Below are 25,646 nucleotides of genomic sequence, written 5' to 3'. Positions count from 1 at the left end.
CCACCCGATGGGAGCCTCGCCATGCGGCCACACCGCCTTGCCCTGCTGCTGCTGCTCGCTGCCTGTGGAGGCGCGGCGATGAAGCCGGTGCAGGTCGGGTCGCACCGCTTCGAGGTGCCGGACGAACATGTGCTGCCGGCCAGCGGACCGGGCGCGCTTTCCGCGGTGCTCAATCCGCAGGCACCGCTGCAGGAACAGACCTCGATCCTGGTGCAGGCCGTTGCCGACGTCTGCAATCCGGGTACGCCGCCCGTGATCGACCAGCTGCCCCGTGCCTGCGCCGTGGCCCGCGGCCAGGCGGAGCAGCCGCAGCCCGGCCGGCTGACCCGCAAGCTGCGCTTCCCGGATGATCCCACCCAATATGACTATCACGGCGAGGATGGCGGCGTCGCCGTGTCGTGCAGCGGCGACACGCCGGGTGCCGGTTCCTGCGGCGCGATCTATGCTTGGCGCGATCTGATCTGGTCGGCGCGGTTCCGCGAGGCAGACGTGCCGCGGCTGGAGGAGATCCGCGCCGATGTGGCCCGAAAGCTCGATCAATGGTCCGTCAAGGAGGGGGCGCGTGGCTGACGCGCCCTGCCCGATCTCCCGTAATGTCAGGCCGATCCCGGTTGCGCCCTTTCTGGAACGATAGACGATGACGCACCTGCTCGAACCATCCTGCCAGGCTTCGTCCCGGAGCATCGCGCGATGATCCGCCTGCGCCTGTTTCACCGCGACAATCCGTCGCAGCAGCTCGACACGAGGGTGCTCGACGAAGGGCAGATCAGCATCGGCCGGGGGACCAAGGCGGACTGGCAGGTCTCCGATCCGGAGCGTGATCTTTCGCGCCTGCACCTTGTCGTCACGGTGCGTGGCGGGATCCTAACGGTGCAGGACATGAGCGCGAACGGCGTGTTCATCGGCACGCCGCGCAGCCGGATCGAGAAGGATCGGGCGATCCCCGTCTCACGCGGCGAGAGCATCGTCTTCGGGCCTTATCTGCTCGTCGGGGAGGAGGATGCCGGGGCAGTGCCTGCGCCAGAGCCGATCCTCGAGACGACGCCGTTCGGGGCGCCTGCCGGCCTGCAGGACGATGGGCCCTCCAGGGAGCGCAAGCCCGATCCGTTCGGCAGCGCGCTGCGCCCCGATCCCATCAAGCTGGACGAGGAGCCCGGCGATGGCGTCGATGCATGGGATCGTCCGCGCCCGTTCCAGGCGGGGGACTGGAACCCGGTGGCGCCGCACCGCCAGCCGGATCATTCGCAGCTGATCGGCACGCCGCAGAGCTGGCCGGAGCCGCCGACCGATGCCGCGCGCGAACATGGCTTCGGCTTCGATGCGCCGTTCACCAGCCCGATCCTGCGCGAGCCGGAGCCGCCCGCGACCGGCGGTGCCCTGGAAATTCCGTCCGACTGGGATGCGGTGCCGGCCGATGGCGGCGCGGCGGCGGATCCGCTCATCCCTCCGCCGGCTGCAGAGGCTGCCACCTCCACCATCCTCATCCCCGCGGATGCGCTTGCCGACCTCGGCATAAGCGATGCCCCTACGGCTCCCGAGCGGACGCCGGAAGAGCCGATCCTTCCGCAGGCCCCTGCGCCGCAGGAGAGGCCCGCGCCTCCTCAGCCAGCCGCCGTCGCGGCCACGCCGCAGCCGCAGCCCGAGGGCGCGGACCTGTTCGCCAGCTTTTGCGCAGGCGCCCGGCTGTCGCCCGAGGCGTTCGTCGGCGAGGATCGCGAGCTATTGATGGAGCGGCTCGGCGCCTTCTACCGGCAGGCCGTGCTCGGCGTCGCCGACATGATGAGCGACCGCACAGCGCTCAAGAACGATTTCCGCATGGTGCGCACCACCATCCGCCCCGATGGCAACAATCCGTTCAAGTGGGTACCGCCGCAGCGCCTCGCCATCGAGCTGCTCCGCAGCGAGGCGGGCTCCGGCTATTCCACCGGCGATCAGGCGCTGAACGAGGCGCTGCACGACATCAAGGCGCACATCCTGTGCGTGCTCGCCGGCATGCGCGCGGCGCTGGGTGCGACGTTCGATCTGCTCGCCCCGTCCGAGATCGACAAAAGAATCGCCAATCGCGGCTTCGTCATGCCCGGCCAGCGCAGCGCGGCATCGTGGAACGAATATACCGAGCTGTTCGCCACGCTCCGCCGCGAGGCCGACGACGATGCCGAGGGGCCGATCAACAAGGCATTTCGCCAGGCCTATGAAGGGCTTGCCGCGCAGCTCGACGGGCAGGGGCGCGCGCGATGACGACAAGCGGGGGGCGCTGAGACGATGTACTGGAACAACAAGGTGCTGTGGTCCGAGGGCATGTTCCTGCGGACACAGCACTTCCAGCAGTTCGAGCGCTACATCGACCGACGCAGCGAGAGCGGGCTGCGCTGGCTCAATCCGCTCGGCTACGGCTTTGCCGAGCTGGAGATCGATCAGGCGCTGCTCCGCACCGGCTCGATCGCGCTGTCCCGTGCGGCCGGCGTGCTGCCCGATGGGACCATGTTCGATGCACCGGGTGCGGACGATCAGCCGCAGCCGCTGGCGGTGCCCGTCACGCTCAAGAACAGCCTGATCCACCTCGCGCTGCCGATCCGCCGCGCGGGCGCCTATGATGCGCATCTGAAGGCAGGGCAGGGCGCGCCGCTGCGATGGGTAGGGCAGGAGGTGCAGGTCAACGACGTGGTGGCGGGCACCGAAGGGACGGCGCCGATCACCGTTGCCAAGCTCGACCTGCGCCTGATCGACGATGCGCAGGAGCTTGCCGGCTACGTCACCTTGCCTGTCTGCCGCCTGGTCGAGCGGCGTGCCGATGGATCGCTGGTGCTGGATCCGGACTTCATCCCGACATCGGTCAGCTGCGACGTGTCCGCGCCGCTGCGCGGCTTCCTTGCCGAGATTCGCGGGCTGCTCCAGCATCGCGGCGCCGCGATCGCCGGGCGCTTGGCCGATCCCGGCGGCAAGAGCATCGCCGAGATCACCGACTTCCTGATCCTCATGCTGGTCAACCGCAACGAGACGGTCGTCAGCCATCTCGCCGACCTGCGCGACGTGCACCCGGTGGATCTCTACCGCACCTTGCTGGGGCTGGCGGGGGAGCTCGCAACCTTTACCGAGACGGGCAGCAACCGCCCGCCCGAATTTCCGGCCTATAACCACAACGACCTGCAGGCGAGCTTCGCACCCGTGATCGCCTTCCTGCGCGAGTCGCTCAGCGCAGTGTTCGAACAGACCGCCATTCCGATCCCGCTGGAGCAGCGCGCTTACGGTATCCGCGTCGCCCGGATCACCGATCGTTCGCTGTTCACCGACTGCACCTTCGTGCTGGCCGCGCGCTCCTCGATCGATGCCGAGCTGCTGCGCGAGAACATGCCCAAGCGCACCAAGATCGGTGCGGTCGAGCGGATCCGCGATCTCGTCAATCTCCAGCTTGGCGGCGCGCCGATCCGGCCGCTGCAGGCGGAGCCGCGGCAGATCCCGTTCCGCGCGGGCATGACCTATTTCGAGATCAACACCAGCGCCGAGGATTGGCGGCTGGTGGAGCGATCCGGCGGGGCGGCCATCCATGTTTCGGGTGACGTGCCCGATCTCGACCTCGAACTCTGGGCGATCCGCGGGCGCATCCGGTGAGCGGCGGGCGCAACCCCTTCGATCCGCCGGAGGATGGCGATCGCACGGTGATCGGCCGTGCGCCGGCCCCGCGGGCGACGCCGGAGGATGGCGACGGCACGCTGATCGGCGCGCCGACCAGCGGTCCCTTCGCCCGCCCGGCGACAACGCCGTTCAGCGGTGCGGCCGCGTCCGCGCCGCCGAAGCGGATGCCGGACAGCCCGTTCAATCCGGCGCCGCCGTCGCTGGAGAGCTTCACCGGCACCAGCAACAATCCGCTGCTTGCCGCGGGCACGCCGCTCATCATCCTCGCCAACTCGCTCCGCGCTGTCGTCGCGCATGACGATGTCACACGACTGCGGCGGACGGTGGTGGAGGAGCTGCGCCGCTTTCAGATGCGGACGCGCGAGCTCTCCGTCAGCGACGAGGAGGCGCGCTACGGTCACTACGCCCTGTGCGCGCTGATCGACGAGGTGGTGCTGTCGACGCCTTGGGGCGCGAATAGCGGCTGGGGCGCGCAGACGCTGGTCGCGACCTTCCACAACGAGGTCGTCTCGGGCGACCGCATGTTCGAGGTGGCCGATGCGCTTGAGGCGCGACCGGGCCGCTCGCCGAATCTGCTCGAACTCATCTACGTCTGCCTATCCTTCGGCTTCGAGGGGCGCATGCGGCTGGAGCGGGGCGGGGCCAGCCGCCTCGTCCAGCTGCGCGACCGGCTGTATGCCGCCATCCGCAACCTGCGCGGGCCGGTCGAACGCGCGCTGTCGCCCGCGTGGCGCGGGGTCGACGCGGCTTACCGCCCGATCGCGCGCGAAATCCCGGCCTGGGTGTTTGCTGCGGGCATCGGGGTGCTGCTGCTCGCGCTCTACGCTGCATTCGTGCTGCGGCTGGCGGCGCTGGGTGACAATGCGCTGAAGCCGCTCTCCGGCGTTTACCGTCCTGGCGCGGCCGAGCTGAACCGCACCGCGCCGGCACCCGCCGGCGACAGCAAGCTCTATCTGACCATCCTCGACATTCTGAAGCCCGACATCGACGCGGGCCGCGTCGCCGTCAGCGACGACCCCGATGCGGTTGGCGTGCGCCTGAAGGATCGTGGGCTGTTCGCCTCGGGCTCCGCCGATCTCGACAGCGCTTATGCGGGCACGATGGGCCGCGTCGCGCAGGCGATCGGCATCACCGAGGGGCCGGTGCCCGTCACCGGTCATACCGACGATCAGCGCATCGCCTCGCTTCGCTATCCATCGAACCAGGCGCTGAGCGAAGCGCGCGCCAATGCCGTGGTCGCCGCATTGCGCAGCGCCGGCGTGCCCGCCGATCGCCTGCAGCCGAGCGGCGTCGGCGAGACGCAGCCCGTTTCCGACAATGCGGAGGAGACCGGGCGCCGCCAGAACCGACGCGTGGAGGTGGCGATACCCAAGACCTATGCCGAAGGGCCGGCGCGATGATCCGTCTGCGTCGTCCCAACTGGTCGCGCAGGCGGCCGCCGCGCTGGGCGCTCGTGCTCGCCGGGCTCGTGCTGCTGGCGCTGCTGATCTGGTTCGTCGGGCCGCTGATCGCGATCGCCGGCATGGTGCCGCTCGGCCGCGTCTGGGTGCGCCTGACGCTGATCGTCCTGCTGTTCGCAGGGTTCGCCGCGCGCCTTTTCTGGCGGCGTCAGCGGGCGCGAAAGCAGAATGAGGCGATGGTCGCCGAGCTCGGCACGCCCGCTGCCCCCGATCCGAACGAGGCCCGCGCCGCAGGCGATATCGCCGCGATGGAAGAGCGGGCGCAGCGCGCGATGGCGCTGATGCGTGATACCCGCATCGGCAAGAAGGGCGAGTTCGTCTACGAACTGCCCTGGTACATCATCATCGGCCCCCCCGGCGCCGGCAAGACGACCGCGCTGCGCAACTCCGGGCTCGACTTCCCGGTGGCGCAGGAACTGGGCGACGATCCGGTGCGCGGGCTGGCCGGCACGCGGACGACCGAATGGTGGTTCACCGATCAGGCGGTGCTGATCGACACGGCCGGCCGCTACACCACGCAGGACAGCGACGAGGCGGCCGACCAGCAGGCGTGGCGCGGTCTGCTCGACCTGCTGCGCAAATATCGCCCCCGTCAGCCCGTGACCGGCATCATCGTTGCCATCTCGGTCACCGACCTGACCGGTGCGGACGAGAGTGCGGCGGTGGCGCATGGCCGTGCGGTGCGCGCGCGCATCAACGAGGTGCAGGCGGCCTTTGGCGTGCGCACGCCGATCTACGTGCTGCTGACCAAGCTCGACCTGCTGGCCGGCTTCACCGAATTCTTCGACGACCTGCCCGCGCATGAGCGGGAGCAGGTGTGGGGCGAGACGTGGCCGGTCGCGGACACCGATGGTGCGGCGCCGGGCAGCCCGGCCGCGCTGGACCTCGCCTTCGACCGGCTGGTCGAGCGGCTCGACGCGCGCGTGCTGATGCGCGTGCAGGGCGAGCAGGACATGGTGCGCCGCGGGCTGATCTTCGCCTTCCCGCAGCAATTCGCCTCGCTCCGCCAGCCGCTCGGCCACCTGCTCGCAACGATCACGCGCGAGACCAAATATGAGCCGCGGCCGTTCGTGCGCGGTTTCTATTTCACCAGCGGGACGCAGTTCGGCCGGCCGATCGATCGGCTGCTGGGCGCGCTCTCCGTCCGCTTCGGCCTGTCGCTCGCCTCGGGGCGGACGGAGGCGCCGCGCGGGCGCAGCTATTTCCTGCGCGATCTGCTGGCCAAGGTGGTGTTTCCCGAATCCGCCTTGGCCGGGCGAGATCCCAAGGCGGAGGCCCGGGCCCGGCTGGTTCGACTGGGCATCCTCGGCAGCGTGGGTGCGGTGGCGCTGCTGCTCACCGGCCTGTGGACGCTCAGCTACTTCCGCAATGCCGCTTTGATCGACCGGCTGGACGTCCGCTCTGCTGCGCTGGCCAAGCAGGTGGCGGCGCTGCCCGAGGGGCCAGTCAGCGACAGCGACGTGCTCCAGGTGCTCGAGCCGCTCGAGGCCGCGCGTGCGCTGCCCTTCGCCTCCACCGCCGCGCCCGACGATCGGTCGCCCGGCTTCTCCTGGGGCATTGGCCGGGCGAGCAGCTTCCGCACGCAGGTGGACGGGGCATATCGCAACCTGCTCAACCGCCAGTTCCTGCCGCGCCTGCTGCTCGGACTGGAGGATCGGCTGACCGCACTCGCGGGAGAAGCGCCGGCCGAGGGGCGTGACAATCGCGCGGCCATCTATGCGACGCTGCGCCTGTACCTGATGCTCGGTCGCGCACCTGGCGCCCCGCTCGATCGCAGCGGCATCCTGGCCGCGTTCGACGATGACTGGGCGGATCGCCTGCCGGGTGAGGATCAGGCGCCCGCGCGCGCCGCGCTGCACCGCCATCTGGCGACGCTGCTCGCCGGTCCGGTCCAGGCACCGCGGCTGAACGCCACGCTGATCGCCGATGCGCGCGCCCGCGTGGCGTCGCTCGGGCCGGGCGAGCGCGTCTATGCGCAGATGCTGGCCGATCCCAGCTTACGCAACCTGCCCGAATGGACGATGGCATCGGTGCCGGGCGTCGGCACGTCGCGCCTGTTTACGCGGCGTTCGGGCAAGTCGCTCGCCGCGGGCGTGCCCGGCATGTTCCGCCGCCGCTTCTTCTACCAGTCGGTCGTGCCCGCCATCGGCCGCTATTCGGCACAGGCGGCGGACGAGGGCTGGGTGACGGGCAATGCCGCCAGCGGGGGCGGCCCGCTCGCCAGCCGCGCGGGTGCGACCAAGGATGCGCTCCTGACCACCTACCTGGCGGATTTCACGCGCCGCTGGGATGAGACGATCGACGATGTCGTCGTCAGCGGCGAACTGCCGATGGACGAGCGGTTGCGCATGGCCGTGCGCCCGCCCTCGCCGGTCAAGGCGCTCTTCTCCTCCTGGGCGGACGAGACGAACCTGACGCCGCCGTCGCTGCGCAAGGGCCGCGGCGCCTCGGCGCTGCGCGTGGGAGCGATCTTCTCCCGCAGCATCTATCGCGGCCTGCAACGCGCCGATCAGGTCGGCTCCGCCGCGGGCAGCGCGCCGCCCGGCCCTCCAGGGCCGCTCGACGAGGTGGTCGACCATTTCCGCTGGCTGCGCGAGATGAATCCGGCAACCGGCCCGGCACCCATCGATGACGCACTGAACGCACTGACGGCGGTGGGCGATACCGGCACCGCGGCCCGCTCCGCCGCCGGTCTCGGCGACCCGCTGCTCCAGCGCGATCGTTCGGCCAGCGCGATGGCGGCGACGGCCCGGCTGGGGCAGGTCGCGGCGACGATGCCCCCTGCGGCGGGCCGCCTGTTCAACGGCTTCGTCACCGCCTCCACCGCGCAGCTCAACCGCGACGTGCGGGCGGGCATCCGCAGCCAATATTCGGCGCAGCTCGGCCCCGAATGCCGCAGCATCCTGGCGCAGGGCTTCCCCTTCCGCGCTTCCCCGCGCGAGACGACGATAGACGATTTCAGCCGCCTGTTCCGGCCGAGCGGCCTGATCGACGCCTTCGTCACCGCCAATCTCGCCGGGCAGATCGACACGACGCGGCGCAATTGGGCGCTGACTTCGTCCGGGCGCGCGCTCGGCCTGTCGCCGCAGACGGTGGCGCAGCTGAGCCGCGCGGGGCGTATCCGCGACGTCTTCTTCAAGCCGGGCGATATCCGCCCGAACCTGCGCTTCCTGATCGAGCCGCTGCGCGTCGGTGGCGATGCGACCGCGATCACGCTGACGGTGGACGGCGCGCCGGCCGCGTTCGACCGGGTCAACCGCCGCGGGGTCGAGCTGCGCTGGCCCGGCAACGCGCCGGGCGTGACGCTGAGCGTGCAGCGCAGCGGCTCGGCCACGCCCAGCATCCGCCAGTGGAGCGGGGACTGGGCGCTGTTCCGCTTCCTGCGCAGCTATCCGGTCAGCAACGTGACGAACAGCGGTCTGGTCGTCACCGTGGCCGAGGGGGGCGCCGATGCGGCGTTCCGCATCCGCCTGCTGTCCGGCCCGAACCCCTTCCGCCTGCCCGAACTCACGGCCTTCCAGTGTCCGGCCGGATTGTGAGCGGATCCGGTGGCGGCCGGCGCGACCTCGAGTTCGAGGCGGTCGAGCGCACGCATGTCGGCCGGGTGCGCAAGCTGAACGAGGATCGCGTGCTCGGCCTGACCGGGCTTGGTCTCTGGGCGGTGGCGGACGGGATGGGCGGGCACCAGCGCGGGGACATGGCCAGCACGATGCTGGTCGATGCCCTCACCGCGATCGATCCGATGAATTCGGGCTTCGCCTTCCTCGACAGCGTGCAGGATACGGTGCAGCGGGTGAATCGCACGCTGGTCGCCCATGCCCGCCTGTCCGCACCCGGCACGGTGATCGGATCGACCATCGTCGTGCTGCTCGCTTATGCCGGCCATTATGCCTGTCTGTGGGCGGGAGACAGCCGCGGCTATCTGCTGAGAAACGGGCGGTTCGATCAGATCACGCGCGATCACAGCATGGTGCAGGAACTGATCGATTCCGGCGCGCTCAACCGGGCGGAGGCGTCCGCTTATGGTCGCTCCAACGTCATCACCCGCGCGGTCGGGGTGAGCGACCGGCTGGCGATGGACGTGCATACCGGGCCGATCGAGGGCGGCGACATCTTCCTGCTCTGCTCCGACGGGCTGACCGGCATGGTGGACGATGCGACCATCGCCAAGGTGCTGACCACCAGCCAGAGCCTCGACGGTGCGGCGGACCGGCTGATCGAGCTGGCGCTGGAGCATGGCGGCAAGGACAATGTCAGCGTGGTGCTCGTCCGTGCCGATCCGGCACTGGACGACACGTTGCAGCGGTTGCGCTAGGCGGGGCCGGGCGCGAGTTTCTCTCGAATGGGGTGTTGGATGACGATGATGGTTTCCGGCGGTCGGCAAGGCGGACGGCGCGTATCCGCCATCGCGCTGGCGGCGGCGCTGCTCGCCACGCTGGCAGGGTGCGGCGAGAAGGAGCGGCCGGCGCCCGTGTCCAAGGCGCCGCCACCGCCGCCGCCATCCACCGCCCCCGCCGAGCCGGCGATCCAGCCGCAGGTGGGCCTGAACCCGACCCAGCGGCTGGCGCGGGTGGTCGAGCTGCTCAATGCGGGTGACGAGAAGACGGCGCGCGTCGAACTCGCCGCGCTCCGGGCCGAGTCTCCCGGCATGCGGCAGGCGGAGGTGCTGCACCGGTCGATCGAGGGCAATCCCTACGATCTCGTGCCGCGCGGCAGCTTCAGCTATATCGTCGAGCCTGGCGACACCTACATCACGCTGGCGCGTGATTATCTTGGCGATTCGTACAAATTCTACGCGCTTGCCCGCATCAGCGGGATCGCCGCGGACAAGCTGAAGCCGGGCGACATCATCCAGATCCCCGGCCGCCTGCGTGAGCCCGGCCGCAGCGGCACCGCGCCGCGGCGCACCGCACCCGTCCGGACTCCGCGGCGCGAGGCGGCACCGGCAACCGCGGGCACACCGGCGCCGGCAGCGGCCCCGATGACCAACCCGGCCGAGGCGCTGCGCCTGCGTCGCCAGGGTCTGGAGCGGATGACCGCGGGGCAGATCAACGTCGCAGTCGAGCGGCTGACCCGCGCCCAGCGGCTCGATCCCAATAACGGCGCGATCGCCGCCGATCTCGCCCGCGCGCGGCGCATCCAGGGAGCGGTGCGCACCCGGCGCTGACGCCGGGCGCGGGCCTTAGAAGCGGTTGTCGGGCAGGTCGCCCGTGACCGTGCTGTCCTCATCCTCGTCATGCGCCCAGGTGCGGACCCGCTCGGTCGGCGGCGCTTCGGCGTCGTCCGGGTCGGCCGACTGGGGCGGGATGGGCGCGCGGGCGCCCTCCACCTGCTGCAGCGTCACGGTCTCAGGCTTCGGAGCCTCTTCCGTCCGCACTGGCGGCGGCGCTGGCACGTCGAGCAGCATCGCCTCGACCGAGCTCAGCCGTTCCTCCATGCTCTGTGCGACCATGTTCACGCCCTCGAACAGCTCACCGAACTCGTCCTTGCGGTGGTGCGAGATGCGGAAGTCGAGGTTGCCGCGGGCAATCTCCAACAGCGCCTCGCGGAGCCGCTCAATCGGCGATTTAAGCATCCGGCCGCTCAGGTAGGCGGCTGCGCCGACCGATAGCAACGTGACGATGGAGACGAGCAGCAGCGCCAGTTCCGACGTGCGCGACGCGGCATGCAGCGCCGTCGCATCCACCGCCACGTCGACCTTGCCGAAGCCGCGGCCGGCATAGGTGATCGGCCGGACGAAGCGGAAGGCGTCGCCCCCCTCGACTTCGGTGACCGCGATGTCGCCGCGGCGCGACACCTGCTCCTCGTTCAGCGGCGCGCGGTAGGGCTGGCCGACGCGCGTCTCCTGGCTCGCCGCGCGGACGATCCCCGCGGCATCGACCACGGTGATGCCGCGAATGCCGCGATCCGCCGACGCGGAGCGGACGAACACCTCGACCGGCAACCAGTCCTGCGCCTCGGGCGGCAGCGCGGCATTGTCCACCGCCCGCAGCGCCGCATTGTTGGCGACGAAGGAGGAGATCGCCTGACCGGAGGCGAGCGCCACGTCGCGCATGGCCCGCCGCTGGGCGACGACGGCGGTCAGCACCGATGCGGCCAGCACCGCCGCGGTGATCAGCGTCAGCAGCGCAGCGAGCTTGACCGCGAAGGAGACGTAATCGTGCCGCGCAGCGGCCTCCTGCGCGACGGTGCGGCTGACCGACAGTTCGCGGCGTAGCGCCTCGCTCATCCGGTAGCCGTCGGCGAAGCGCTGCGCGGGATCGCGGCTCATCGCCTTGCCGATGATGAACTGAAGGCCGCGCGGCACGTCGGGCGCCACCTTGGCCATCGGCTCCGGATCGGCCTGCGCGATCTGCGCGGCGAGCGTCGCGGCATTGGCGGCAGGGAAGGCGCGGCGGCCCGAGGCGAGCTCGTAAAGCACCACGCCGAGCGAGAAGATGTCCGACCGCCCGTCGAGATCGCGGCCGAGCGCCTGCTCCGGGCTCATGTAGCGCGGGGTGCCGACCACCTGGCCGATCTGCGTCTTCAGCGCTTCCTGCTCGAACAGGTCGCCTTCGGCCACGCGCGCGATGCCGAAATCGAGCAGCTTCACCGTCTTGCGATCGGGCGAGACGATCACGTTTGAAGGCTTCACGTCGCGGTGGACGACGCCCTGCGCATGCGCATAGCCGAGCGCGGCGGCCAGCTGCATGCCGATCGAGATCACGTCGGCGGGCGGCAGGCTGCCCGCCTTCATCACCTCGGACAGCGGCTCGCCGTCGAGATATTCCATGACAATGAAGGGGTAACCATCGATCTCGCCAACGTCGAAGATGGTGACGATGCCGGGATGGGAGAGGGCGCCTGCCGCGCGCGCCTCGCGCAGGAAGCGGATCGAATATTCGCGATCCTGACGATATTCCGCCTTCAACACCTTCACGACGAGCGGGCGATCGATGTGCGGATCGTAAGCGCGATAGACGTCGGCCATCGCGCCTTCGCCGATCTGCTCCAGGATGCGATAGCGACCGACCAGTTCAAGCACGCTTAGCCCCTCTTGTGCCCGCAGCCGGGCGCACGGTTACCAGCGCGATTGCCCCTTTGCCAGCGCGGGCGCGCTTGACGCCGTCAGGCGACGCCGCATAGGCGGGTAAGCGAGACGCGACCGGAGGTTTGAACCGCATGGACGATCGCCTGGGCGTCGAAGCACTGCTCGCCCCGCTGGACGGCGGCGTCGGCCACGACGTGCGCAGCGGCGCGCAGCCCGGCCTGTACCTCGCGATCAAGGACGCGCGCAGCGAAGCGCGCGTGGCGGAGCGCGATGCCTTGACCTCGGGCGATCCCGATGCGGCGCCGCTGCTGGCGGGCCTGCGCTCCTGGCAGACGGTCGTCGATGGTGGGCGGCGGCTCCTGTCCGAGGAGGCCAAGGATCTCCAGGTCGCCGCATGGCTGACCGAGGCGTGGCTGCGGACGGATGGCTTCCCCGGTCTCGCCGCCGGCTTCGCGCTGCTAGCCGGTCTGGTCGAGCGTTATTGGGATCAGGGCCTCTACCCGCAGGAGGATGAGGAGGGCGTCGAGACGCGCGTCCAGCCGCTCTTCGGGCTGTTCGGCTCGGGTGATACGGGCATGCTCCTGCAGCCGATCAAGCTGCTGCCGCTGAGCGACGGCGGCGACACTGCGGTCGCGCTCTGGACGATCGAGGCGATCCGGGCGCAGAGCACGCGGCACGACGATCCGGATGTCGCCGAGCAGCTGGCCGAGCGCCGCCGCACGCGAATGGCGGCGATGGAAGATGCGATCGCCCGCGCCTCCGACACGTTCGCGGAGGAGACGGCGCAGGCCATTGCCGACGCGCTGGCGGCGCTCGACCGGCTGATGACCGCGATCGATGCGCGTGCTCCGTTCGGCCGCTTCGGCACCCAGGTTGCCCGTCCGCTGGAGGATGCCGCCGCGCTGCTGCGCGCGCATCGGCACGAGCCGGCTGCGGAGGAAACCCCAGCCGAGATGCCGGTAGCCCCCGAGGCGGCGGATCCGGCGGACAGCGAGCCTGAACCGCTCGTTCCAGCCCAGCCGATTGTGGCCGCTCCGCCGCCGGCCGAGGCGCCGATGACCCGGGAAAAAGCGCTTGCAACCCTCTTGGAGGTCGCTGCGTTCTTTGACCGAAACGAACCTCAATCGTTGGTGGGGCATAGCTTGCGGGACGTGGTGCGCCGGGCGAACCTGACGATGGATGCGCTGCTGGCGGAGCTGCTGCCCGATGGCGAGCAGCGCGCCCTGTTTCTGTTGCGTGCCGGCATCAGCGGTGCGGCGGGTGAGGGCAACGACTTTTAGGACGGGGAAACATGGTCGAGAGCGTTCATGACAAGCTGAAGCGCGTCCGCAAGCCGCGTGTCCACATCACCTACGATGTCGAGACCGAGGGTGCGGTCGAGGTGAAGGAGCTGCCCTTCGTCATGGGCGTGATGGGCGATTTCTCGGGCGACCCGACCGAGCCGCTGAAGCCGCTGCGTGATCGCAAGTTCATCCAGATCGACCGCGACAATTTCGATCAGGTGATGCAGCGCATGTCGCCCGGCCTGAAACTGCGCGTCGAGAACAAGCTGAAGGGCGACGGCAGCACCATGCCGGTCGAGCTGCAGTTCAAGTCCATCGAGGATTTCGAGCCCGGCCGCGTCGTTCAGCAGGTGGAGCCGCTGCGCCGGCTGATGGAGACGCGCACCAAGCTGCGCGATCTGATGGCGAAGGCCGACGGCTCCGAGCAGCTGGAAACGCTGCTGGAGCAGATCCTGCAGGATAGCGGCCAGCTTGCCGCCCTGCGCAGTGAGCTCTCGCGCGATGGCGAGCAGGCGGCAGGCGCGCCCGAAGCGCCGCAAGCGCCGCGGGGGGAGTGATCCGATGAGCGACATCAATCGCAGCGCCGCACCTGCGACGACGACCACCGTCACCGAGGGCAAGAGCCTGCTCGACCAGGCGATCGGTGCCACCCGCCAGACCGAGCCCGATCAGGTGGCCGAACTGCTGCGCGCCTTCACTGACGAGGCGATGGCCGGCACCGTCACCTATTCGCGCAACTTCACCGTTACGATGCGCGATGCGATCGCCGCGATCGACCGCCAGCTGTCCGAGCAGCTGGCCGCGATCATGCACGACGAGAAGTTCAAGGCGCTGGAGGGCAGCTGGCGCGGCGTCCGCTATCTCGTGATGAACAGCGAGACGGGCCGCGACCTCAAGATCCGCATCATCAACGCGAGCAAGCGCGAGCTGGCGCGTGATCTGGAGCGCGCGACCGAGTTCGACCAGAGCACCTTGTTCAAGAAGATCTACGAAAACGAGTTCGGCACCCCGGGCGGCGAGCCTTATGGCGCCCTGATCGGCGATTACTATTTCGGCGCCGGCCAGGAAGATGTCGAGCTGCTGCGCAATCTGTCCAGCGTATCGGCGGCAGCGTTCGCGCCCTTCATCGCGGCCGCCGGTCCGCAGATGTTCGGCTTCGACACGTTCGAGGAGCTGTCGCGTCCGCGGGATCTGGGCGAGAAGTTCCAGTCGGCGGAATATACCAAGTGGCGGTCCTTCCGGGAGTCGGAGGATTCGCGTTTCGTCACGCTGACGATGCCCCGCGTCCTCGCCCGCCAGCCTTATGGCGAGGACACCAAGCGCATCGACGATTTCGCCTTCGAGGAAGCGCCGAAATCGGCCGATGGCACGCCGCGCGCGCTGAAGCATGACGATTATTGCTGGATGAACGCGGCCTATGCGCTCGGCGCTCGGATGACCAACGCCTTTGCCGAGAGTGGCTGGACGACCGCGATCCGCGGGGCCGAGGGCGGCGGCAAGGTGAGCAACCTGCCGACGCACCTGTTCCGCTCGGACGACGGTGACATGTCCGAGCAATGCCCGACCGAGATCGCGATCACCTCGCGTCGGGAAAAGGAATTGTCCGATCTCGGCTTCCTGCCGCTGTCGCACTACAAGAATACCGATTACGCGGTCTTCTTCGGCGCGCAGACGACGCAGAAGCCGAAGAAATATGATCGCCCGGAAGCGACCGAGAATGCGGCTATCTCCGCGCGGCTGCCCTACATCCTCGCCTCGTCGCGTTTTGCCCATTACTTAAAAGTGATGGCGCGCGACAAGATCGGCTCCTTCATGGAGGCCGAGGACGTGTCGGGCTGGCTGAACCGTTGGATCCTGAACTACGTCAACGCGGCGGAGGGCGGCGGCCAGCAGATCCGCGCCAAATTCCCGCTGCGCGAAGCGCGGGTGGAGGTGACGCCGGTGCCGGGTGCGCCGGGCTCCTACAATGCCGTCGCCTATCTGCGGCCATGGTTGCAGATGGAGGAACTCTCCGCATCGCTCCGGCTGGTGGCGCGGATCCCGAAAAAGGCCTGACATGCCGGACGCGGGGGCATCCGGCACGGTCGATCCGCGGCGGGCCGTCCGGCGCCGGATCGACCGTGCGATCGCCCGCATCGACGCATTGCTGACCGCGCAGGTGGAGGCGATCGTCGCGCACGCGCGCTTCGCCGAGCTTGAGGCGGCGTGGCGCGGCGTGCGGTGGCTGGTCGACGGTCTTGGCGCTGACGGCATGTCCCGCCTGCGGCTGCTGGACGCGCGCTGGCCCGAGCTGGTCCGCGATTTCGATCGCAGCACAGATGTCGAGCACAGCGCCCTGTTCGAGATCGTCTACAATCAGGAATTCGACATGCCTGGTGGCGTGCCGTTTTCCATGCTGCTCGGCCTCTACGCGGTGCAGCATCAGCCGTCGCGCGATCACCGCAGCGACGATGTGGCGGCGCTGCGCCAGCTCGCGCACGTGGCCGCCGCGGCCTTTGCTCCGATCGTGCTGGACGGCGCACCCGGTCTGCTTGGCGTCGATGCCTTTGCCGAGCTCGACCGGCGCCAGTCGCTCGGATCCGACTTCCGACGCCCTGAATATCTCCGCTTCCAGAGCCTCCAGCAGCAGCCGGATTCGCGCTTCCTCGGCGTCGTCGTGCCGCGCGTGCGGCTGCGCGGTGCGCCCCGCGGGCGGAGCGGGGGCGATATCGGCTTCTGCTATGACGCGGATGACCGGCGGGTGCTGTGGGGGGCAGGGGCGCTGGCGATGGGCGACATCTGCCTGCGCGCCTTCCGCGACCATCGCTGGCTGGCGGCCATCCGCGGCACCGTGCGCGACCGGCTGGAGGGCGGTGTGGTCGCCGGGCTGGAGGAGGTGGACTTCGCGACCGACGCGCCGGGCAAGTTTCTAAAAGCCCCGTTGGAGGTCCATGTTTCCGAGGCGCTGGACCGGGAGCTGGCCGATGCGGGCGTCATCGCTATCCGCCGGGTCAAGCACACGCCTTATCTGGCGATCCATAACATGCCGTCGCTGCACAAGCCCGCCCGGACCTTCGGATCGGAGGTGGCGCGGGTGAACGAGCGGCTGGGCACGATGCTCAACTACATCCTCTGTGTCGCCCGCTTCGCCCAATATATCAAGGTGATCGGGCGCGAGTGGATCGGCTCGTTCCAGTCCGCCGGGGAATGCGAGATGCGGCTTCAGCGCTGGCTCAACGAATATACCAGCGGCGGCGGCGATCTCGATTACGACGCCAAGGCACGCTACCCCTTGCGTGAGGGGCGGATCAACGTGTCCGACATCCCCGGCCGGCCCGGCAGCTATGAGTGCCGCGTGATGCTGAGCCCGCATTTCCAGCTCGATCAGGTGGTCAGCGAATTCCACCTCGTCACCACGATCCAGGAGCCACAAGCGGCATGACCGGTCAGGGCGATCCAGAACTTGGGGCCTTGTTGCGCGAGGCGCAGCTGGATGCGGCGCTTGCGCTGCTGACCGACCGCGTGCGTGCCGCGCCGGCGGATGCCCGCGACCGCCTTGATCTGGCCGAGCTGCTGATCCTCCTTGGCGAGTGGGAGCGGGCGGACCGGGCGGCGGATCTGGCCAGCACCTACGATCCCTCGCGCGCCATCGGCATCGCGCTCATCCGCCAGCTGATCCGCGCGGCCGAGTGGCGTGATCAGACCTTCCGCGAACGGCGCCCACCCGATCTGGTGACCGAGCCCGACGCCGCTATTGCGGCGGCGCTGGCGCGGCTTGCCGGCACGACGAGCGATGCGGAGGAGCCCACACTGAAGGGCAGCATCGACGGGCGCGACTTCGCAGGCCTGCGCGATCTCGACGATCGCACTGCCGGCGTGCTGGAGGTGTTGACCGGCAATGGCCGCTATCTCTGGATCCCCTTCGCTCGCCTTGCCGCGCTGCGGCCCGCGACGCCCGAGCGGTTGCGCGATCTTGTCTGGCGCCCGGCGGAGGTGGAGCTGCACGGCGGGCCGTCTGGCACCGTCTACCTGCCGGCCCTCTATCCCGCTGCCGCGGGCGAAGGCGATGCCACCCACAAGCTGGGACGCGCGACGGATTGGATCGAGGAGCCGGATGGCAGCACGCGTGGGATCGGCCAGCGCTGCCTGTTGGTCGGGGAGGACGTGGTGACGCTGGACGGCTTCGCCGAACTGGTCGTGCAGCCATGACCGCGGGCAGCCTGCTCGACCGAACCAGCCTCGACGAGGGCCAGCAGACCAGCCTTGCCGCACAGCGCGAGAGCCTACGCCGCGACATCGAAGCGATGCTGAACAGCCGCCGCCACCTGTTCAGCTGGCCCGCCTGGTTCGAGGAGCTGGACCGGTCATTGCTCGCCTACGGGCTGGATGACCTGACCAACGAGAGCCTCGCCTCCACCGATTTCCGCGCCCGCTTCGTCGAGGAGGCTGAGCGCCAGTTGCGCCGGCTGGAGCCACGGCTGGGGCGCTTCGAGGTCATGGTGCTACCCAACCGCGACGAATTGGATGCGACGCTGCGGTTCAGGGTGACGGGCACGGTGACGCTGGGCAGCGTGCGCGAGGAGCTGCATTTCGACAGCCACGTCGATCCCGTCCGCGCGCAACTCGTGATCGGAGCCTGACCGGCCGTGTATGACGAGATCCTGCCATACTATAACAGCGAGCTGCGCTTCATGCGCGGCATGGCGCATGAATTCGCCGCGGCGAACCCCAAGGTTGCCAGCCAGCTGCGCATCTCCGCCGACACGATCGACGATCCGCATGTGCTGCGCCTGCTGGAGGGCTTCGCCTTCCTGAATGCGCGCACGCGCATGAAGCTGGACGACGATTTCCCCGAGCTGACCACCGCGCTGCTCGACATCCTGTATCCGCACTACCTGCGGCCATTCCCGTCCATGTCGATCATGCAGCTGGCGCCACAGCCCAATGCCCATGGCAGCGCGGTGCTGCCCGCCGGGTCCGAGGTGCTGACCGAGCCGGTGAATGGCGAGCCGGTCCGCTTCCGTACCGGCTATCCCGTCGAGCTGTGGCCGATCGAACTCACCGCCGCACGCGTCGGCGGCCTGCCGCTGGAGGCGCCGCACAATCCGCGTGCGGCGAACGCGACAGGCGTGCTCCGCCTGTCGCTCCGCACGCTGTCGCCCGACGCCACCTTCGGTACGCTTGGGCTCGACACGCTGCGCTTCCACATCCACGCGGAGCCGCGCGTGTCGCAGATGCTCTATGAGCTGGTCGTCGGTGGCACGATCTCGGTGGCGTTGGCGGATAGCGCCGCTGATGCCGACCCCGTGATCCTCGGGCGCGAGGCGATCCGTGCGGTGGGCTTTGCGGCGGAGGACGTGCTGTTGCCTCTGCCTGCGGCCAGCGACCCGGCGCATGCGCTGCTCAGCGAATATCACGGCTTCCCGGACAAGTTCCTGTTCTTCGACGTGACCGGCATGGCGGCAAAGACGCTGCGCGACGGCGGGCGCACGCTGGACCTGTTCCTCTATCTCGATCGCTTCGATCCGGCGCTCGAGCGACTGGTGTCGGCGGGCGACTTCCGTCTGTTCGCGACGCCGGTGGTCAATCTCTTCGCGCAAGCGGCGGAGCCGATGCGGCTGGTGCCCGGCCGGTTCGAGCATCGCATCGTGCCCGATGCCCGCCGTGAGGCCGTGACCGAGGTCTATGCGGTCGAGACCCTCGTCGTCGCCGATCGCGCCGGGGTGGAGCAGGCCTACAGTCCCTTTTTCGGCATCGGCCGCGCGCGCGAGACGGACGGCCTGCGCTACTGGCACTTGACCCGCCGTGCGGCGACCGCGCCGTCCGGCGGCGATGACGTGTTCGTGACCCTGGTCGACACCGCCGGCCGGGTGGCGGCGGATGCCGATCATGTCGCCTCGATCGACCTGCTGTGCACCAATCGCAACCTCGCCGCGGCGCTGCCGTTCGGCGGTGGCCGCCCGAAGCTGACCCTGACCGGAGCGGGCTCGCTTGCGGCATCGGCGCAGCTGATCTCCGCGCCCACGCCGACGCTTCGGCCGCGCCGTGGCGCGGGCGCGCTGTGGCGGCTCGTCTCGCACCTGTCGCTCGGCCAGATGAGCGTGGCCAAGCCGACGCGGGCACTGGCGCTGATCAAGGAGCTGCTGGTCCTCCACGAATATCAGCCGACCACCGCCACCCGCATCCTGCGCGAGCGGCTGAAGGCGCTGACGACGACCACCGCCAATGCTCGCGCCCCCGCGGGTGGCCACATCGCCTTCATTACCGGCATCGACGCGACCGCCGAGTTCGATGATCGCCGGCTGTCCGGCTCAGGCGCCTTCCTGCTGGGCGCGCTGCTCGATCGGCTGTTCGCCTCCATGGCGGCGATCAACGCTTTTACCCGCCTGCGGCTGACGCTGTCGGGAGAGCGGGAGGTGTGGCAGCAATGGCCCGCCCGCACGGGCACGCGCACGCTGGCATGACGGAGCGCGACAACGATCTTGCCGGCGGAGAGGATCGGGACGGGCTGCGGGCCGAGTTCTTCGAGGCGGTGCGCCGGATCATCGCTGCCGCTGGCCGCGACGGCGCCGGCCCCGGAATAGGGGGCGATCGCCGTCCGGAAGAGGAGGTGCTGCGCTTAGTCGCGGCGCAGGGGTCGCGCCACCCGGATGCGGAGATCGCTTCCGCTGAGCGCAGCCCGGACAATGGCCGTGTCACGCTGGAGGCGACGTTCATGGGCCTGACCGGCCCGTCGGGCGTGCTGCCCGATCATTATACCGAGCTGGTCGTCGCGCGCGATCGTGCGCGCGATGCCGCGCTTGGCGAGTTCCTCGACCTGTTCAATCACCGCGCGCTCAGCCTGTTCTATCGCGCCTGGGCCAAATACCGGCTGCCCGTGGCGTTCGAGGATGCGGGCGGGCGGCTGGACGATCCCTTCTCCGCCGCGCTGGCGGCGATTGCGGGACGGGATGGCCCGGGTGACGATCCGCGCCTGCTCGGCGCTGTCGGCCTGCTCGCCCGCCGCGTGCGCTCGCCCGAGGCGGTCCGCCGCGTGCTGACCACGCTGTTCGGCCTGCCGATTGAGGTGCTTGAGCTGCAACCGCACCGCATCCGCATCGACGCCGGCGATCAGACGCGGATCCCCTCCGGCGATCTCGGCCGCGGTGCCTATATGGGGCTTGGCGTGGACGCGGTGGCGGGGGAAACAGCCGTCAACGTCGCAAGCCGCTTTCGCCTGCGTGTCGGGCCGCTCGATGCGGCGCAGTTCGACGCCTTCTTCCTGGATGGCGGCACGCATGCGCGGTTAGCCCAGGCGGTCCGCGCGATCGTCGGCGCGACGATGGATTTCGACATTCAGCTCGTCCTGCAGAAGGAGGACGTGCCGCAAATCCGCGTCAGCGATGCCGCCATGCCGACGCGGTTGGGCCAGAATAGCTGGCTGCTGCACGGCCCTGCCGAGCGCAACCGCGACGACACGGTGCTGCCCGCGCGCCGGGCGGAGGCGGGCGCCGCGTCAGGCTAGAGGTGCCGCTGCGTCCGTCTTTCCATCCATGCCCGCAAGCGGACGGATCAACGGCAACTCAGCGCATCGGGCCTGACGATCGGACTCCGCGGGTCCGCCGTGATCGAGCATGTCCGCACGCCCGCCGGCAGCGGCCGGCTCAGCACGACGTCGGTGCCGCGATAGATGCAGGCGATGCGCACGGGCTGACGCGGCGTGAAGCGCCACGTCGACACGCCACGCGGGCCCTTCCCCTCGGAGGATGGCGCCAGCTGCACCTTGTCGGTGACGGCGCCTTCGAAGAAGCCGATCTCCGCCAGCGGCTTGGTCGAACCTGTGCGATCGACCGACCAGCCGCCCGGTGCCGCCGCGCTCTGCTGCGTGTCGATGCGGGCAGGGCAGGGCGCCACGGCCGGGGCGGTGCCCGGTGCCGCGCAGGCGACCGTCGCACCCGCCGCGGCCAGCACCGCGCCCAGCAGCGCGCGCCTAGCGGATGACCGAGAAAGCGTCGGCATTGTTGCTCGGATCGATGAAGTTGCCATTCTTGTCCTTGCCTTTGAACAACAGCTTTCGCGAACTGACATTCGCCTTCTTGGTCCACTGATCCATCACGGTGATGCCCGTCGCATCCTGGCTGATGTAGAGCGCGGCGTGGTTGCCATGGGCCTTGTTGGGATATTTGCCACCGACGAACGTGGCGATGGCGGTCCCCTTGGCGAGCAGGGTCTGGCCCTTCACCACGGCCCCTTCCGTCCAGTTCGCGGTGAGCGGGGCGGAGGTGTAATGCTGCACCAGCGCCACGCACTGGCCGCCGCCGACCTTGTCGGTGCCTTCCAGATCCTCGACTTCCGCATAGACATATGGGCCTGCCATGCTTGCTCCTCGTCCATCGTCCGAACCGTAACGCAGTTGAGCCAACATCGGCGCCGCTGGCCCGATGCTCTCGGCTTCCCTGCCGCCCAGTCGCCGTTAAAGCTTAGCGTGCTTCGCCTCCGTGACCGCCGCAAGGCAGCCGGCCGGATTTCCGCCCCGGTCAGGCGCAGACGCGTCGTGCAGCAAGAGGGGTTCAGCCCGCCGCCCGGCTTCGGGCCTGTCAGCGGGTCAGGCGCCAGCTCTCCAGCGTCGATACGTCCTCATCCAGGCGTACCAGCGTCTTGCCGGTCGTCTGGCCCGACATCAGCCGGATGAAGGCGGCGGGCGCGCTCTCCAGACCGGTCGAGACGTTTTCGGTGGCGATCAGCTCGCCGCTCCGCACCCCGCCGGTCAACGCGCTCTCCGCCTCATGCAACATGTCGGCCGCCTCGTACGCAAGGAAGCCGCGCATCGTGATGCGGTTGACCAGCACCTGCCAGATGTTGCGCAAGGGGTAGGGGTCGCTCTGATGGTTGTAATTGGCGATCATGCCGCAGACCGGGATGCGGCCGAACGCCTTCATCTTCGGCAGGACGGCATCCAGCGTGGCGCCGCCGACGTTGTCGAAGTAAAGATCGATGCCATCCGGGAAGTGGCGTGCGATCTCCGCATCCAGATCCGGCGCGGTGCGATAATCGATCGCGCCGTCGAACCGGAGCTTGCCGGTCACCATCCGCGCCTTGTCGGGCGAGCCCACGATGCCGATCACGCGGCAGCCGGACAGGCGGGCGATCTGCCCGGCAACGCTGCCGACCGCGCCGGCGGCGGCGCTGACCAGCACCTCGTCACCCGAGCGCATTTCTCCATAGCGCTTAAGGCCGACATAAGCGGTGATGCCCGACCAGCCGCACGCCCCCATGTAAAGCGTCAGCGGCAGATCGGGCGCCACATCGACATTCTCGAACGCGACGCTGCCGGGGGAGATGATCGAGTGCGTCTCCCACCCGGTGAAAGCGCGTCCGTAATCGCCTTCGCGGAAGCCGGGATGGCGGGATCTGGCGACGCGACCGAGCACCATCGTCGGGATCAGGCCGCCGAGCGGCACGGGCGGCAGATAGCTTTTCACGTTGTCGAGCATTCCGCGCACGGCAGGATCGATCGCGAAAACGCGGTTTTCCAGCAGCACCTCGCCATCGGCAAGCTCGGGAACCGGGCGCTCCTCCACGCGGAAATTCTCTGCGACCGGGATGCCGGTGGGACGGGAGGAGAGGACGATGCGGCGGTTGATCATGGCGGATCCTGTCACGGGAAGCGGCTCAATCGAGCGGGGAACGCTCGTTTGCGGCGTCGAACTTGCGCACGTCGATCGTCACCTTGTCGCCCCAGTCGGTCAGGATGCCGAGCACCTCTGGCAGCGCGAGGTGCGCGTCGAGCGCAGCCTGATCGCGCCAGCGCTCATAGACGAGCACGGTGCCGACCTCGCGGTCGTCAAGGGCGAAGGCGTAAGCAAGGCAGCCGTCCTCTGCCAGCGTCGCAGGAACGAGGCTGCGCAACGCCTGCGCGAGGCCCTCCACCTGATCGGGCGTGGTGCGGATGTGGCCGGCGAGGATGATCATGCGATGCTGCTCCGAGGGTCAGAGGAAGGGGCGGTGTGATCCGCAGCGAGGCCGTCGAGGAACATGCGCGTGGTGCGGGCGACGGCACGCGCGCGATCGGTCAGATCGGGCCAGCGTTCGCGCAGGGGGCGGGAGCGCTCCTCGATCGCCAGCGGCAGGCCCGCGGGCAGATGGGCAAGGAAGTCGCGCAGCGGCAGGCCGCCGCCGCCGGTGGGCAGGCGATCGTCGATCGCCTCGGTGAGCAGGGCCGCCGGATCGGTCGACGACGGGCCGTCAAATGGCGCATCGCACAGCTGCGCATAGCCGAGCCAGCGGGGCGGCACCGCGTCGAGATCGGCCAGCGTGCCGCCCGAACGTGACCAGTGCAGCGTGTCGATCAACAGGCCGGCAGCGGGCGAGTCGATCTGGCGGAGCAGGTCCATTGCCTCGTGGATCGTTCGCGCCGCGCTCCATGCGCCGAATTCGAGATTGATGCGAATCCCCATCGCCTGGCCGCGCTCCATCAGCGCGCCCAGCTTGTCGATGGTGGCCGAACGATCGGGATCACTCGACACGGCGAGCACGTTGCGGGCGCCCAGCTCCGCACCGACCTCGATCAGCCGCACGTGGTTCGGATCGGGTGGACCCGGCCTCAGCCAGACGACTTCGATGTCAAGCAGCCGCAATCCGGTGTCGCGCAGGGCTTGAGAAACTGCGCGCGTCGTCGCGGACGTCCAGTCCGCCGCCTCCATCCACATGCCGCCATAGTCGAACCCTGCCGCCGCGGCGGCTTCGACCAGTTGCACGGGTGTCGCCTCCGGCATTATGCCGGCAGCCATCGAGATGGGGTGGTCGCGGCGCATCGGCTCTCCTGATCCTGCTAGTCGCGCGGCAAGCCGACGCCGAGAACTGCGACATTGAAGAGGGCGGCCAATCAACCGTAGGCGCCAGCCGTGCCCGGCCTCCTCAGGCGTCCGTCAGCGGCAGCAGCGGCGCGCGCGCATAATCTGTGATGGCGCCCTGTTCGATGGTCGCAGGCGTCGAGGCGTCCCGCGCCAAGTGCGCGCGGTGCCACAGGCCGAACAGGCCCATGATGTGCATCGGATCACCATGGATCTCGGTGAAGCCGCCGTTCAGCGGCCGCGTGTCGAAATACGCGGCATTGACGCCGTCGGCATAGAGCTCACACGCGAGCGGATAGCCGAGCGCAATCCAGCGCTCGCGCTCCGCGGCAAAGTCAGAGACGAGATAGGCGACGTGGTGGAAGCCCTCCTCGCCCGGGCCATACATGTCGCGGTAGATGGACGGCGCGTCGTCATGCTGTTCGATGAACTGGATCATCGTATCGCCGAGATAGCCGAAGGCATACGATACAGCCGCCTCCGTCGCGGCGCCGCGATAGCTGAATTCCTCGGTGCGGTGATGACGGACCATGAAGAAGGGACCGGCGCCGAACGCCTCGGCCCAGCGCTTCGCCGCTGCGTCGATGCTGGAGACGAACCAGGCCTGCTGGAACAGCGATCGATCCTTTGTCATGGCAATGTGTGCATCCCGCCTTCAAGCATGAACGTCTGCCCGGTGATGTAACCAGCGCCGTCGCTGGCAATGAACACGGCCAGCGGAGCCCCGTCACGCTCCGGTTCGCCCAGCCGGCGCATGGGAATCCTGGCGGTCAGCTCCTCGACGAAGCCGGGCCGCGCGGCCTTCCACGCATCGAAGGCGCGCGTTTCCAGCGCGGGATTGACGATGTTGACGGTGATGCCGTGCTGGCCCCACTCGCGCGCTGCGGTGCGGCTAATCGCGCGGATCGCCTCCTTGGCGGCGTTGTAGCTGGTATTGCCCTCGAACCCGATCTGGCCGGAGGATGAGGCGAAATTGATTACCCGGCCCCAGCCGGCGGCCTTCATGAAGGGGAAGGCCGCCTTCATGAAGCGCAGCGTGGCCGTGGGGCCGGTGCGCAGCGTGTAATCCCACTCCGCGTCGATCGTGTCCTCGCAGGCGACGAAGACGGTGGACGGCTGCGGGTCGGCCGCCGTGCCGAAGCCTTGCGCGTTGTTGACGAGGATGTGCACCCCGCCGAACGTGTCCACGGCGCGGGCGATGCACGCATTGATCTCGGCCGCGTGGCTGACATCGCAGGCAATGCCGAGTGCCGTTCCGCCCTCCGCCTCGATCTCCGAGGCGACGGTCGCCACCGTCGCAGGCGTGCGGGAGGCGACGACGACCTTCGCCCCCTCCCGTCCGTAGGCCAGAGCGATGGCACGGCCGATGCCGCGCCCGGCGCCCGTGACGATCGCCACCTTCCCGTCGAGCAGCCCGGCCATGCGCCGG

The 25,646-nt window shown here is 69.2% G+C and carries 23 protein-coding genes; 15 read left to right on the top strand and 8 right to left on the bottom strand.

Annotated elements, in window-relative coordinates:
• Positions 1-21: 21 nt before the first annotated feature.
• The 7 genes from BM360_RS16370 to BM360_RS16340 all read left to right on the top strand — a co-directional run bounded on the left by BM360_RS16370 (position 22) and on the right by BM360_RS16340 (position 10,260).
• Positions 22-570, top strand: coding sequence for a hypothetical protein (locus BM360_RS16370; RefSeq protein ID WP_093316204.1), 549 nt, complete (start codon positions 22-24; stop codon positions 568-570).
• Between the two features lie 120 nt (positions 571-690).
• The gene (gene tagH / locus BM360_RS16365; RefSeq protein WP_093316203.1) at positions 691-2,238 is read left to right on the top strand and encodes a type VI secretion system-associated FHA domain protein TagH; all 1,548 of its coding nucleotides are present in this window, start codon (positions 691-693) and stop codon (positions 2,236-2,238) included.
• Positions 2,239-2,262: 24 nt separating this feature from the next.
• Positions 2,263-3,609, top strand: a complete 1,347-nt coding sequence (tssK, locus tag BM360_RS16360; protein WP_093316202.1) for a type VI secretion system baseplate subunit TssK — start codon at positions 2,263-2,265, stop codon at positions 3,607-3,609.
• Positions 3,606-5,033 carry a type VI secretion system protein TssL, long form gene (gene tssL, locus BM360_RS16355; RefSeq protein ID WP_093316201.1) on the top strand — a complete coding sequence of 476 codons (1,428 nt, stop codon included), beginning with the start codon at positions 3,606-3,608 and terminating at the stop codon, positions 5,031-5,033. Before tssK ends, tssL begins: the two co-directional genes overlap by 4 nt.
• Positions 5,030-8,632 (top strand): type VI secretion system membrane subunit TssM, encoded by a 3,603-nt coding sequence (gene tssM / locus BM360_RS16350; RefSeq protein ID WP_093316200.1) that lies wholly within the window; start codon positions 5,030-5,032, stop codon positions 8,630-8,632. The genes tssL and tssM overlap by 4 nt, the downstream gene beginning before the upstream one ends.
• Positions 8,629-9,408, top strand: a complete 780-nt coding sequence (locus BM360_RS16345; protein ID WP_165611331.1) for a PP2C family protein-serine/threonine phosphatase — start codon at positions 8,629-8,631, stop codon at positions 9,406-9,408. The genes tssM and BM360_RS16345 overlap by 4 nt, the downstream gene beginning before the upstream one ends.
• Positions 9,409-9,447: 39 nt before the next feature.
• Positions 9,448-10,260 (top strand): LysM peptidoglycan-binding domain-containing protein, encoded by an 813-nt coding sequence (locus BM360_RS16340; protein ID WP_093316198.1) that lies wholly within the window; start codon positions 9,448-9,450, stop codon positions 10,258-10,260.
• A 15-nt stretch (positions 10,261-10,275) separates the two neighbouring features.
• Here the strand turns inward: BM360_RS16340 and BM360_RS16335 are convergent, their stop codons facing one another.
• On the bottom strand, positions 10,276-12,117 hold the full coding sequence (locus BM360_RS16335; RefSeq protein ID WP_093316197.1) for a protein kinase domain-containing protein: 1,842 nt from the start codon (positions 12,115-12,117) through the stop codon (positions 10,276-10,278).
• Between the two features lie 137 nt (positions 12,118-12,254).
• Here BM360_RS16335 and tssA point away from each other — a divergent pair, with 137 nt between their 5' ends.
• From tssA to tssG, 8 genes are read left to right on the top strand one after another with little or no spacing between them, the layout of a single operon-like run.
• The gene (gene tssA / locus BM360_RS16330) at positions 12,255-13,403 is read left to right on the top strand and encodes a type VI secretion system protein TssA (protein ID WP_093316196.1); all 1,149 of its coding nucleotides are present in this window, start codon (positions 12,255-12,257) and stop codon (positions 13,401-13,403) included.
• A gap of 11 nt (positions 13,404-13,414) precedes the next feature.
• Positions 13,415-13,963 carry a type VI secretion system contractile sheath small subunit gene (gene tssB / locus BM360_RS16325; protein ID WP_093316195.1) on the top strand — a complete coding sequence of 183 codons (549 nt, stop codon included), beginning with the start codon at positions 13,415-13,417 and terminating at the stop codon, positions 13,961-13,963.
• Positions 13,964-13,967: 4 nt separating this feature from the next.
• Positions 13,968-15,461, top strand: a complete 1,494-nt coding sequence (tssC, locus tag BM360_RS16320; protein ID WP_093317365.1) for a type VI secretion system contractile sheath large subunit — start codon at positions 13,968-13,970, stop codon at positions 15,459-15,461.
• A 1-nt stretch (position 15,462) separates the two neighbouring features.
• Complete coding sequence (gene tssC, locus BM360_RS16315; protein ID WP_165611330.1) at positions 15,463-16,827, top strand: type VI secretion system contractile sheath large subunit; 1,365 nt, start codon at positions 15,463-15,465, stop codon at positions 16,825-16,827.
• Complete coding sequence (locus tag BM360_RS16310) at positions 16,824-17,594, top strand: type VI secretion system accessory protein TagJ (protein ID WP_093316193.1); 771 nt, start codon at positions 16,824-16,826, stop codon at positions 17,592-17,594. Before tssC (BM360_RS16315) ends, BM360_RS16310 begins: the two co-directional genes overlap by 4 nt.
• Complete coding sequence (gene tssE / locus BM360_RS16305) at positions 17,591-18,025, top strand: type VI secretion system baseplate subunit TssE (protein ID WP_093316192.1); 435 nt, start codon at positions 17,591-17,593, stop codon at positions 18,023-18,025. The genes BM360_RS16310 and tssE overlap by 4 nt, the downstream gene beginning before the upstream one ends.
• A gap of 6 nt (positions 18,026-18,031) precedes the next feature.
• Positions 18,032-19,849 (top strand): type VI secretion system baseplate subunit TssF, encoded by a 1,818-nt coding sequence (tssF, locus tag BM360_RS16300; RefSeq protein WP_093316191.1) that lies wholly within the window; start codon positions 18,032-18,034, stop codon positions 19,847-19,849.
• Positions 19,846-20,889 carry a type VI secretion system baseplate subunit TssG gene (tssG, locus tag BM360_RS16295; RefSeq protein ID WP_165611329.1) on the top strand — a complete coding sequence of 348 codons (1,044 nt, stop codon included), beginning with the start codon at positions 19,846-19,848 and terminating at the stop codon, positions 20,887-20,889. Before tssF ends, tssG begins: the two co-directional genes overlap by 4 nt.
• Before the next feature lie 47 nt (positions 20,890-20,936).
• Here the strand turns inward: tssG and BM360_RS16290 are convergent, their stop codons facing one another.
• The 7 genes from BM360_RS16290 to BM360_RS16260 all read right to left on the bottom strand — a co-directional run bounded on the left by BM360_RS16290 (position 20,937) and on the right by BM360_RS16260 (position 25,639).
• Positions 20,937-21,383, bottom strand: a complete 447-nt coding sequence (locus BM360_RS16290; protein ID WP_131819282.1) for an STY0301 family protein — start codon at positions 21,381-21,383, stop codon at positions 20,937-20,939.
• On the bottom strand, positions 21,355-21,741 hold the full coding sequence (locus tag BM360_RS16285) for a BPSL0067 family protein (RefSeq protein WP_093316188.1): 387 nt from the start codon (positions 21,739-21,741) through the stop codon (positions 21,355-21,357). The genes BM360_RS16290 and BM360_RS16285 overlap by 29 nt, the downstream gene beginning before the upstream one ends.
• Positions 21,742-21,961: 220 nt before the next feature.
• Positions 21,962-23,011 carry an NADP-dependent oxidoreductase gene (locus tag BM360_RS16280; RefSeq protein WP_093316187.1) on the bottom strand — a complete coding sequence of 350 codons (1,050 nt, stop codon included), beginning with the start codon at positions 23,009-23,011 and terminating at the stop codon, positions 21,962-21,964.
• 25 nt (positions 23,012-23,036) lie between these two features.
• The gene (locus BM360_RS16275) at positions 23,037-23,336 is read right to left on the bottom strand and encodes a putative quinol monooxygenase (RefSeq protein WP_093316186.1); all 300 of its coding nucleotides are present in this window, start codon (positions 23,334-23,336) and stop codon (positions 23,037-23,039) included.
• Positions 23,333-24,178: a sugar phosphate isomerase/epimerase family protein gene (locus BM360_RS16270; RefSeq protein WP_093316185.1), complete on the bottom strand. Its 846-nt coding sequence runs from the start codon at positions 24,176-24,178 to the stop codon at positions 23,333-23,335. The genes BM360_RS16275 and BM360_RS16270 overlap by 4 nt, the downstream gene beginning before the upstream one ends.
• 103 nt (positions 24,179-24,281) lie before the next feature.
• On the bottom strand, positions 24,282-24,851 hold the full coding sequence (locus BM360_RS16265) for a VOC family protein (RefSeq protein WP_093316184.1): 570 nt from the start codon (positions 24,849-24,851) through the stop codon (positions 24,282-24,284).
• On the bottom strand, positions 24,848-25,639 hold the full coding sequence (locus tag BM360_RS16260) for an SDR family NAD(P)-dependent oxidoreductase (RefSeq protein WP_093316183.1): 792 nt from the start codon (positions 25,637-25,639) through the stop codon (positions 24,848-24,850). The genes BM360_RS16265 and BM360_RS16260 overlap by 4 nt, the downstream gene beginning before the upstream one ends.
• Positions 25,640-25,646 lie beyond the last annotated feature (7 nt).

It is taken from the genome of Sphingomonas jatrophae (assembly GCF_900113315.1).
GTDB lineage: Bacteria > Pseudomonadota > Alphaproteobacteria > Sphingomonadales > Sphingomonadaceae > Sphingomonas_P > Sphingomonas_P jatrophae.
The sequence above is the reverse complement of the archived record's forward strand: the minus strand, read 5'-3'. Positions and strand labels throughout refer to the sequence as shown.

Coding starts and splice junctions, on each gene's coding strand:
- tssC (WP_165611330.1), top strand. CDS start 15,463: ATGCCGGACGCGGGGGCATCCGGCACGGTCGATCCGCGGCGGGCCGTC.
- tagH (WP_093316203.1), top strand. CDS start 691: ATGATCCGCCTGCGCCTGTTTCACCGCGACAATCCGTCGCAGCAGCTC.
- tssE (WP_093316192.1), top strand. CDS start 17,591: ATGACCGCGGGCAGCCTGCTCGACCGAACCAGCCTCGACGAGGGCCAG.
- tssC (WP_093317365.1), top strand. CDS start 13,968: ATGAGCGACATCAATCGCAGCGCCGCACCTGCGACGACGACCACCGTC.
- tssB (WP_093316195.1), top strand. CDS start 13,415: ATGGTCGAGAGCGTTCATGACAAGCTGAAGCGCGTCCGCAAGCCGCGT.
- tssK (WP_093316202.1), top strand. CDS start 2,263: ATGTACTGGAACAACAAGGTGCTGTGGTCCGAGGGCATGTTCCTGCGG.
- tssA (WP_093316196.1), top strand. CDS start 12,255: ATGGACGATCGCCTGGGCGTCGAAGCACTGCTCGCCCCGCTGGACGGC.
- BM360_RS16370 (WP_093316204.1), top strand. CDS start 22: ATGCGGCCACACCGCCTTGCCCTGCTGCTGCTGCTCGCTGCCTGTGGA.
- BM360_RS16285 (WP_093316188.1), bottom strand. CDS start 21,741: ATGGCAGGCCCATATGTCTATGCGGAAGTCGAGGATCTGGAAGGCACC.
- tssM (WP_093316200.1), top strand. CDS start 5,030: ATGATCCGTCTGCGTCGTCCCAACTGGTCGCGCAGGCGGCCGCCGCGC.
- BM360_RS16260 (WP_093316183.1), bottom strand. CDS start 25,639: ATGGCCGGGCTGCTCGACGGGAAGGTGGCGATCGTCACGGGCGCCGGG.
- BM360_RS16310 (WP_093316193.1), top strand. CDS start 16,824: ATGACCGGTCAGGGCGATCCAGAACTTGGGGCCTTGTTGCGCGAGGCG.
- BM360_RS16340 (WP_093316198.1), top strand. CDS start 9,448: ATGACGATGATGGTTTCCGGCGGTCGGCAAGGCGGACGGCGCGTATCC.
- BM360_RS16270 (WP_093316185.1), bottom strand. CDS start 24,178: ATGCGCCGCGACCACCCCATCTCGATGGCTGCCGGCATAATGCCGGAG.
- tssG (WP_165611329.1), top strand. CDS start 19,846: ATGACGGAGCGCGACAACGATCTTGCCGGCGGAGAGGATCGGGACGGG.
- BM360_RS16265 (WP_093316184.1), bottom strand. CDS start 24,851: ATGACAAAGGATCGATCGCTGTTCCAGCAGGCCTGGTTCGTCTCCAGC.
- BM360_RS16280 (WP_093316187.1), bottom strand. CDS start 23,011: ATGATCAACCGCCGCATCGTCCTCTCCTCCCGTCCCACCGGCATCCCG.
- BM360_RS16275 (WP_093316186.1), bottom strand. CDS start 23,336: ATGATCATCCTCGCCGGCCACATCCGCACCACGCCCGATCAGGTGGAG.
- BM360_RS16290 (WP_131819282.1), bottom strand. CDS start 21,383: ATGCCGACGCTTTCTCGGTCATCCGCTAGGCGCGCGCTGCTGGGCGCG.